The organism is Anaerosporobacter sp. (genome assembly GCF_965301125.1).
On record NZ_CBDLAM010000109.1, the window covers coordinates 1,754 to 10,661 of the forward strand.

An 8,908-nucleotide genomic window follows, 5' to 3' on the forward strand; every position below is an offset into this window, starting at 1 on the left:
GAATATTAAGGTGGATTTGATACACTTTTATTTTATTTTGTAATTTATCTTATAAAAACTGTTTATATTATCTATTTTTGTAAAATGTCTAATCTTTTATATTTTGTCAATACTAGTATGTAGTCAATAAGACAAATTACCTATATATTTGCATTGACATTGCAATACTTTTACCAAGATTATTTTACTTTATTTTAATACACTTTTTTGTTATAATAGTACCGAAAAGGAGGCTTATTATGGACTTTAGTAAACGTGGTACAGCGAATAAGCAGCATGATATACACTCCACTTCGCAGAAATTATCGAGAAAAGCCATTATTTCCATTCTGCGTACCTGTATTGTCTGCATAGTAGCTATATCAATAATAGGTACTTTCACTGGTCTTGGTGCATTAAAAGGCATGTTAGACAGTGCCCCTAGCATTGATTCCATTGACGTTGCACCTGATGGTTTTTCAACAATAATATATGATAGCGAAGGAAATGAAATACAAAAATTAATTGGTTCTCAGGCCAACCGAATCTATGTTAAATTAGATAAAATTCCCGAAAATGTTCAAAATGCCTTCATTGCTACTGAAGATGAGCGTTTTTGGACACACAATGGTATTGACATAAAAGGTATCTTCCGAGCCTTCTTTGTTGGTGTTAAATCTGGTAAATTTTCCGAAGGAGCCAGTACCCTTACCCAACAACTTCTAAAAAATCAAGTATTTGAAGGTGGTAATGAAGAAAAGTTCTTTGAAAAAATTCAAAGAAAAGTTCAAGAACAGTATTTGGCTATTAAGCTGGAAGATAAACTAGATAAAGAACAGATTCTTGAATACTATTTAAATACCATTAACCTTGGTCAAGGGACGTTAGGAGTACAAGCTGCATCCTTACGATACTTTAATAAAGAAGTAAGTGACCTAACTTTATCAGAAGCTGCCGTAATTGCTGGTATAACACAAAGCCCTGTATACCTTAATCCAATTACACATCCAGAAGATAATGCAGCTAAAAGAACTATTATTCTTAGTAAGATGTTGGAACAAGGTCTAATTACACAACAAGACTATGATGAAGCAATAGAAGATGATGTTTACGAAAGAATTAAATTAGTAAATGAAGAACATATAAGTACTAATTCAGATACAAACTCTTATTTTGTAGACGAACTTATTCTTCAAGTACAAGAAGATTTACAAGAAAAATTAGGCTACACTGAAACACAGGCTATCAACGCAATTTATCGTGGTGGTCTTAGAATATATACAACACAAGATACAAAGCTTCAGCAAATATGTGACACAGTCATTAATGATGAATCTAACTATCCTGAAGCCTACCATATTTATGAATTAACGTATGCCTTATCAATATTGAAATCAGATGGTACAACAATTAATTATTCGGAAGGTCATCTAAAGAACTATTTTAGTTCAAAACACCAGGATATTGATCTTTTCTTTAAAAATAAAGAAGATGCTGATCCTTATACAGAAGAATTTAAAGCATCTGTATTAGAACCAGGTGACGAACTACTGGGCGAAAAGAAAACCTTCACCTTACAACCACAAGTATCTTTCGTTCTTATGGATCAACATAATGGTAACGTATTAGCATTAGTTGGCGGACGTGGAGAAAAAGAAGGTAGTCTTACATTAAATCGTGCAACTCGTACACCAAGACAACCTGGTTCCACCTTCAAGGTGCTTTCTACTTATTTACCTGCCCTTGATAATGCAGGTATGACTTTGGCCACTGTTCAAGACGATGCCCCTTATAAGTATCCTGGAACAACTACACAAGTCAACAACTGGAGACGTGGTGTATACAATGGTCTTACTACTCTACGTGAAGGTATATGGAACTCCAATAATATTGTAACAGTTAAGACACTTGAACAAATTACTCCTCAACTAGGATATTCTTACCTTACGAAATTAGGTTTTACTACTATCGTTGATAGCGTAACAACAGAAGATGGTAAAGTACACTCCGATATTAATTTACCAATGGCACTTGGTGGTTTGACTTATGGTGTTAAAAACTTAGAGTTAACCACAGCTTATGCTAGTATTGCTAATAATGGCGTCTATACAGAACCTATATTATATACAAAAATATGTGACAGCAATGGTAAGGTTTTAGTCGAAAACAAACCAACTACAAGTCAAGTTATGAAAGAATCCACAGCATTCTTATTAACAGATGCTATGGAAGATGTAGTTAAAATTGGTACTGCCGCTTCCTATATTAACTTAGGTTCTATGCCTGTAGCTGGTAAAACAGGTACAACGACAGACAGTAAGGATTTATGGTTTGTAGGTTATACTCCTTATTATACTGCTGGTATCTGGGGTGGTTATGATAACAACAATCGTAGCCAAAGCGATGTAAATACTTCATATCATAAACGATTATGGAATTTAATCATGAATAAGATTCACAAAGGATATAAGACTAAAACATTTACTAAGCCAGACTCTATTGTAACTGCCACTATATGTACTAAGAGTGGTAAATTAGCAAAAGATGGTGTCTGCAATCATGCTCAAGGTGGTAGCACAGTAAAGACAGAGTATTTTGCTAAAGGCACTGTTCCAACAGAGGTTTGTGATGCTCATGTTATGTATAGAATCTGTAAAGCATCTGGTTTACAAGCTACTGAATATTGTCCAGACAGTGAAGTAGTGGAAAAGGTATATTTAATAAAAGATGAAACAGGAGCAACAAAAGATACTCCGTATTTGTTACCTTCAACTTTAGAAGATTCACATTGTAACATTCATTCTTCCTCTTCATTTGGAGATGTAGAAGTTGAGCCAGAACCAGATGATGAATCTTATAACGATGAGGAAGAGGATACAGAAACTGATGTAATTCCTCCTATTCCAGATGTTACTATACCAACAACACCAAATTCGGGTAATGGGAATTCAGGTGGACAAAATACTGGTGGTGGAGAATAAATCTCCCTTATCAAGTATATAAACAAAGAAAGACTCACACAGGCAATAAACCTATGTGAGTCTTTCTTTGTTATATAAATCCTAATCTATATTAAAAGCAGCCGGCTGCTTGAAATATCATCAATCGAAAAAAATTATCATTCTTTCATCTTAGGATTAAAAATTAATGATGCGATATAGCCAAATATTAGAGCTGCTGAAACTCCTACGGCTGCTGACGTAAAGCCACCCATAAATACACCAATGAAACCATCACTTATTATCGCTTTCTTTACACCATTAAATAATGTGTATCCAAACCCTATAAGTGGAACTGTAGCACCTGCACCTGCCCATTTTGCAAATGGTTCATAAACTCCAATTGCGCCTAATAAAGTACCTAATCCAACTAATATAACCATAATACGTCCTGGCATTAGTTTTGTCTTATCCATAAAGATCTGAACAATTGCACATATTGCTCCACCAACTAAGAATGCCTTAATATATTCCATTATAAAACAGCTCCTTTCTCTCCTAGTCCTTTACTTCTAACATAACTCCATGAGCTATACCAGGCACAGAGTTGCCTTCATTAAAGCTGACTGGAGAAAGTAATGCACCTGTTGGAACAAACAAGATTTTCTTCCATTCTCTCTTTTTCATTTTCTTAAATATATATCCTGTCAATGTAGAAGCACTACAGCCACAGCCGCTGCCACCAGCATGAGTATCTTGTTCTTCTTTATTAAAGATTTCGATACCACAATCTAGGTATCTACTAGTAATATCATATCCTTTTTCTTTCAACATATCGAGAAGAATGTCTTTTCCTACATAACCAAGGTCACCAGTTATAATCTTATCATATTCATCTGGTTTATAATTAAAATCCTTTAAGTTATGATAGATTACATCACAGGCTGCTGGAGCCATACAAGCCCCCATATTCATAGCGTCCTTTATTCCAAAGTCTATAACTTTACCTGTCGTAATACCAACTATACTAATGTAAGGATCTTGTGGTTTATTCTTCTCCTTATGTTTTAGCATCTCTTCTTCAGATGCGATAACAACAGCTCCACTACCTGTTACAGTCCAAGACGCTGCAAGTGGTCTTTGATTACCATAATCAAGAGGGAATCGAAATTGCTTCTCTGCTCCAGCAAAATGACTTGATGTTAAAGCCATAGCTTTATCTGCAAATCCTCCTTCTATCAAAGTAGCTGCTAAAGACATGGATTCACCCATTGTTGAACAGGCTCCATATATCCCAAACAAGGGGATCTGCAAATCCATAACACCAAACGAGGTAGCAATTAACTGTCCTAATAAATCACCTGCAACTAGATATCTTATTTCTTCTTGCTTATACCCTGAACTCTCAATAGCTTTACTCGCAGTCTTATACTGCAATAGGCTCTCTGCTTCCTCCCATGTTTGACCACCAAACATGGGATCTTCATCTATCTCATCAAAGTAAGAAGAAAGAGGTCCCTCACCTTCCTTCTTACCTACCAAACTATAACTTCCAACAATATATGGTGGAGTAGCGAATTTAACACTACGACTTCCTATCATCTTCTGACTCATATTCACACCCGAGCACAAGCAATTACACTACGTGCTACTACCCTTCCTTTAAACAATACCCATACGCAATAAGATATAATAGATAACACCTAAAACCCAAGAAAACACGATACCAAATAAAATTACTGGACCAGCTATATTAAAAATCTTACAACCAATACCAAAAACCTGTCCTTCTTTTTTGAATTCAATTGCTGGAGCCGCTACAGAATTAGCAAAACCAGTGATTGGTACTAACGTCCCTGCTCCACCGAATTTAGCAATCTTTGCATACCAACCGAATCCAGTGAACAATGCACTTAAACCAACTAAGGTTATAATATTATACACGGAAGCAACTGCCTGGGTTCATCCCATTGCCTTATATAGAGTCTAGTTTCCCTGTCCGATAGTACAGATAATGCCACCAGCTAGAAATGCTTTACACACATTTGCAAACCAATTATGTGTTGGTGTTACGTCCTTTACATATTGGTTATAGAACTGTTGCCTTGTATTAACATCCGTTTGATTTAATACATCTTTCATGGAAGGTTTATTCATATTCTCGGGTTGCTTATTGTTATTTTCTTGCATATATACTCACCTTTCTTCTTGTATTCTTATTGGCAATTTAAATTGCCTTCTATCTCCATACGTATAGTTGCAAAAATGCTCCTACTGCTTTGCCTATTGCAATGCTAGCTACAATATACGGCATACCATATTTTATCTTAATCCGTTTTGCAAAAACCGGAATTACATTTAATACTTCAGCAAGTGCCATTGCCTGACATCCTATAAATATTCCACTAAATAATCCATATGGAATTAGACCAAGTACTCCAAACGGCAAATCCCATTGATATATAAACCATGTATTTCCTAATATTCCACCTAAAATAACCATATTCTCATATAAAATAATATGTTTTGCTGTACTAGTCTTTGAGGCCAATCGATTTACAACTCCTAGTAAAGTAATGAATGAAAAAACACCAGCTGCAACAATCGCACCACCAGCAAACCCAATAATTGCAAGTAAACAATATCTAATCAATATCTATCGTCTTCCCTTCTCTACTGGCATCACTAAGTATGGCATTCTCCACATCTTTTTCATATTTTCTCATTTCAATCTGTATCGGTGTGGGATCTCTTCTAACCTTCTTTTTTGAAAAATGATTGAAGAAAACTAAGATACCAATAGGGAGTCCGAGAGAATAGGTGAATTCAATAATCCCTTTACCCTTGCCACTGTCTCCCATTATGAGATTATATACATTATCAAAAACATCGGATACACTAACATCTGTATTGAATGTCATAATGGAGAAAGCGGCTCCAAAGAATATAATTGCTGCAACAAATGCTGTCTTAATATATTCCAATGCCTTATGTTGTGCTTTCTCTGGCTGATACTCAACTAAAAATTCCTCTTCTCCTAAATTTACTACATTTAAATTAGGATCAAATTTAGTAATTATCGCAATCACTTTCATTATTGAAACTGCATACTGTGAATTTTTCTGTGACACCCTATCTATTAGCACAAGCTCTTCTAATATCTTTTGCAATCTTTCATTCACACAGTAAATTGTACCGATATCCTTTAAAACTATCTTTTCATGATTTACTAGGACACGTAACGGAATCTTTATATAAACGATTTCTTGTATCATACAAAGAAACAATCTCCTGTTTTTCTTTTAAAACAATCTTTCTCATCACTATCATCTTGTATCTGTTGTTCATCATAATTATTAACAGTGGCGTCAGCCACTTCATATGATTCTTCTGCATTAACAAATGTTCCTTCGAATACATAGTCCGTTTCGTCATTCATACGATAAGCGATTACGATACAGATAATAGCAATCATAGTCAAAATAACAACTCCAGTAATAATAAACTTTTTCCTCTTTGCAATCACTTTTTTCATCTCCTTCAAGAAACTTTCGTTTCTTATGCACTAGAAAAGCATCAATCATTTTACTATTTTGATTGATGCTTCTATGGTTGTAATGTTACTTACATTACTGTTATTATTTGTTTTTACATATTGTTTATACTGGTAAATTGTGTTTTTAATCATATTATCCAATTAATTTTTCTCGCATTATACGTAAAATCTTCTTCTCTAGGCGAGAAACTTGTACTTGTGATATTCCAAGCTTCTTTGCTATATCTGATTGCGTTCGATTCATAAAATAGCGTAGTTTTATTATATCTTGTTCTTTTGGTTCCAGTGTGTCTAATATTTCCTGAATTGCCAATTTATCAACAACATTTTCATGCTCGTCTTGTACTTGTTCTAATTTATCTATTAAGAAAATTGCATTGCCATCACCTTGATAGATTGTCTTATATAAGGATTCTACTTCCGTATTGGACTCAAGGGCCATAATAATGTCTTCTGATGGTACATCAATCTCTGCACTTATTTCTTCTATCGTTGGTTCTCGGTTCAGTGTATTATTCAATATTTCTCTTGTAATCTTTACTTTAACAGCAATTTCTTTTAAAGAACGACTTACTTTAATCATTCCATCATCACGGAGAAACCTTTTGATTTCACCAGTAATCATTGGTACTGCATAGGTTGAGAATTTAACTTCATATGATAAATCAAATTTATCGATTGCTTTAATTAATCCGATACTACCGATTTGGAATAAATCCTCAAGTTCATGTCCTCTTCCAGTAAATCTTCTTACAATACTCCAAACTAACCCAACATTTTCCGTGACTAGCAGGTCTCTTGCTTCTTTATCACCAGTTTTTGATAACTTAATCAATTCCAGTGTGTCCATGCTTGCACCTTGCCTTTCCTGTTATCACCGCCACTGTCTAACCTTTCTATTCTATTTTTATTAAAACAAATTAACTTCCTCAATGGTTTTCGTCATTGTTACAGTTGTTCCTTCATTAAGAGCAGAGACCACTTCTAAATCATCCATAAAAGCTTCCATAAATGCGAATCCCATTCCAGATCGCTCCATCTCTGGTTTTGTAGTATATAAAGGTTCCATTGCTTGTTTAATATCAGGAATTCCTTTGCCTTTATCTTTAACGATTACAGTAATTTTATTCCCTTCAATAGCACAAGTTAAAGTAATCTTACCTTCACTACCATCGTAACCATGTATAATACTATTGGTAACTGCTTCTGAAACTGCTGTCTTAATATCCGCAATTTCTTCGATTGTAGGATTCAGCTGAGCAGCAAAAGCAGCTACTACAATTCTTGCAAAACTTTCGTTTTCTGATTTACTATCGAATTCCAAAGACATTGCATTCTTTCTGTCCATATCTACCTATCCTTTCTCCCTCTTTATTTCAAATTTAATGCTTCTTCAATCGTTGCATATTTATCGATAATCTTATACAATCCTGATAACTTAAAGATTCGATCAATAGAAGAATTAACATTCGTTACTGCTACTTTTCCCCCAGTAAATATAATTTTCTTATATCTACCCATAATTACTCCAATTCCTGAACTATCCATAAATTCCGAATTACTAAAATCAAATATTATCTGATTCACCGAATTTTTATCAATAAGTTGATCGGCTTTTTCTCTTATTGTAACAGCATTATGATGATCCAACTCCTTACTTATCTGAATCAACAAACTTCTGCCTCGTAATTCCATAAAAGCTCCCATATTAGTGTAATCCATATTACTTTTGCTCTTCTCCTTACCTTTCATTGTTTACATATTTTTACATATGATATTTATAAAAAAAGACGTTCCTTCTATAATATATAAATACATATATAGAAGTACTTGTCTTTTCTTTCGTTAAGGTGACTTTTCTTACTTACTGCACTTCAGCTAAACGGCTCTTAGCTTGTGACACTCTCGAAGAGTCTGGGTATTCATCAATAACTTGTTGATAGTACTTAGCAGCATTTTCTTTATCCGATAACATTTGATACGAACGTCCAATGAAATACAATGCATCTGGTACTTTGTCTTCATTAATTAAGACTACTTGCTTTAACACATCAATTGCTTCCTCATACTTATATCTCGAATATAAATTATGACCTTGTTCATAAATTGAAGCTGCAGCATTGGTAAATGTCTTATCTATCATATAATTATATACTTCAACTGCTGCTTTTCGGTCAATATTTGTCATATCTACTTCAAGCAATGCTTGTACAATATCATCTTGGCTTGCACCTGACATATATACTTTAATTGCATTGAATAACTTATCATATAAAGCTTCATCATACTTGGCTGTTTCTTTATTTAAATCATCCATCTCTTTTTCTAACTTATCAATGGTTTCTTGTAATTTTTCTTTATCACTTTCTAAAGCTGAAACTTCTTTATTATTAACTGCAATTTGCGAATTCAAATCTACCACTTTTGCATTATA

General features: G+C 34.1%; 10 protein-coding genes and 1 pseudogene. 1 reads left to right on the top strand and 10 read right to left on the bottom strand.

Annotation, left to right across the window (positions count from 1 at the left end):
• The first annotated feature begins 239 nt into the window (after positions 1-239).
• Positions 240-2,960 (top strand): transglycosylase domain-containing protein, encoded by a 2,721-nt coding sequence (locus tag ACW2QF_RS12320; protein WP_455716302.1) that lies wholly within the window; start codon positions 240-242, stop codon positions 2,958-2,960.
• Between the two features lie 137 nt (positions 2,961-3,097).
• Here the strand turns inward: ACW2QF_RS12320 and ACW2QF_RS12325 are convergent, their stop codons facing one another.
• The 10 genes and pseudogenes from ACW2QF_RS12325 to ACW2QF_RS12370 all read right to left on the bottom strand — a co-directional run.
• Positions 3,098-3,454 carry a SpoVA/SpoVAEb family sporulation membrane protein gene (locus tag ACW2QF_RS12325; protein WP_455716303.1) on the bottom strand — a complete coding sequence of 119 codons (357 nt, stop codon included), beginning with the start codon at positions 3,452-3,454 and terminating at the stop codon, positions 3,098-3,100.
• A 22-nt stretch (positions 3,455-3,476) separates the two neighbouring features.
• Positions 3,477-4,532 (bottom strand): stage V sporulation protein AD, encoded by a 1,056-nt coding sequence (locus ACW2QF_RS12330; RefSeq protein WP_455716304.1) that lies wholly within the window; start codon positions 4,530-4,532, stop codon positions 3,477-3,479.
• Between the two features lie 48 nt (positions 4,533-4,580).
• Positions 4,581-5,060 (bottom strand): annotated as a pseudogene (locus tag ACW2QF_RS12335) (SpoVA/SpoVAEb family sporulation membrane protein).
• A 97-nt stretch (positions 5,061-5,157) separates the two neighbouring features.
• Complete coding sequence (locus ACW2QF_RS12340) at positions 5,158-5,571, bottom strand: stage V sporulation protein AB (RefSeq protein WP_455716305.1); 414 nt, start codon at positions 5,569-5,571, stop codon at positions 5,158-5,160.
• A complete protein-coding gene (locus tag ACW2QF_RS12345; RefSeq protein ID WP_455716306.1) occupies positions 5,564-6,193 on the bottom strand; it encodes a stage V sporulation protein AA in 630 nt (209 codons plus the stop codon). Before ACW2QF_RS12345 ends, ACW2QF_RS12340 begins: the two co-directional genes overlap by 8 nt.
• On the bottom strand, positions 6,190-6,444 hold the full coding sequence (locus ACW2QF_RS12350; RefSeq protein WP_455716307.1) for a hypothetical protein: 255 nt from the start codon (positions 6,442-6,444) through the stop codon (positions 6,190-6,192). The genes ACW2QF_RS12345 and ACW2QF_RS12350 overlap by 4 nt, the downstream gene beginning before the upstream one ends.
• 163 nt (positions 6,445-6,607) lie before the next feature.
• Positions 6,608-7,324 (bottom strand): RNA polymerase sporulation sigma factor SigF, encoded by a 717-nt coding sequence (sigF, locus tag ACW2QF_RS12355; protein ID WP_455716308.1) that lies wholly within the window; start codon positions 7,322-7,324, stop codon positions 6,608-6,610.
• Between the two features lie 60 nt (positions 7,325-7,384).
• Positions 7,385-7,822, bottom strand: a complete 438-nt coding sequence (gene spoIIAB / locus ACW2QF_RS12360; RefSeq protein ID WP_455716309.1) for an anti-sigma F factor — start codon at positions 7,820-7,822, stop codon at positions 7,385-7,387.
• Positions 7,823-7,845: 23 nt separating this feature from the next.
• A complete protein-coding gene (spoIIAA, locus tag ACW2QF_RS12365; RefSeq protein ID WP_455716310.1) occupies positions 7,846-8,196 on the bottom strand; it encodes an anti-sigma F factor antagonist in 351 nt (116 codons plus the stop codon).
• Positions 8,197-8,338: 142 nt separating this feature from the next.
• The coding region (locus tag ACW2QF_RS12370; RefSeq protein ID WP_455716311.1) for a tetratricopeptide repeat protein at positions 8,339-8,908 on the bottom strand (570 nt) is incomplete at its 5' end.

Excerpts from the sequence above, each read along its gene's own strand:
- spoIIAB (WP_455716309.1), bottom strand. The coding sequence starts at position 7,822 with ATGGACAGAAAGAATGCAATGTCTTTGGAATTCGATAGTAAATCAGAA.
- ACW2QF_RS12325 (WP_455716303.1), bottom strand. The coding sequence starts at position 3,454 with ATGGAATATATTAAGGCATTCTTAGTTGGTGGAGCAATATGTGCAATT.
- sigF (WP_455716308.1), bottom strand. The coding sequence starts at position 7,324 with ATGGACACACTGGAATTGATTAAGTTATCAAAAACTGGTGATAAAGAA.
- spoIIAA (WP_455716310.1), bottom strand. The coding sequence starts at position 8,196 with ATGGATTACACTAATATGGGAGCTTTTATGGAATTACGAGGCAGAAGT.
- ACW2QF_RS12320 (WP_455716302.1), top strand. The coding sequence starts at position 240 with ATGGACTTTAGTAAACGTGGTACAGCGAATAAGCAGCATGATATACAC.
- ACW2QF_RS12345 (WP_455716306.1), bottom strand. The coding sequence starts at position 6,193 with ATGATACAAGAAATCGTTTATATAAAGATTCCGTTACGTGTCCTAGTA.
- ACW2QF_RS12330 (WP_455716304.1), bottom strand. The coding sequence starts at position 4,532 with ATGAGTCAGAAGATGATAGGAAGTCGTAGTGTTAAATTCGCTACTCCA.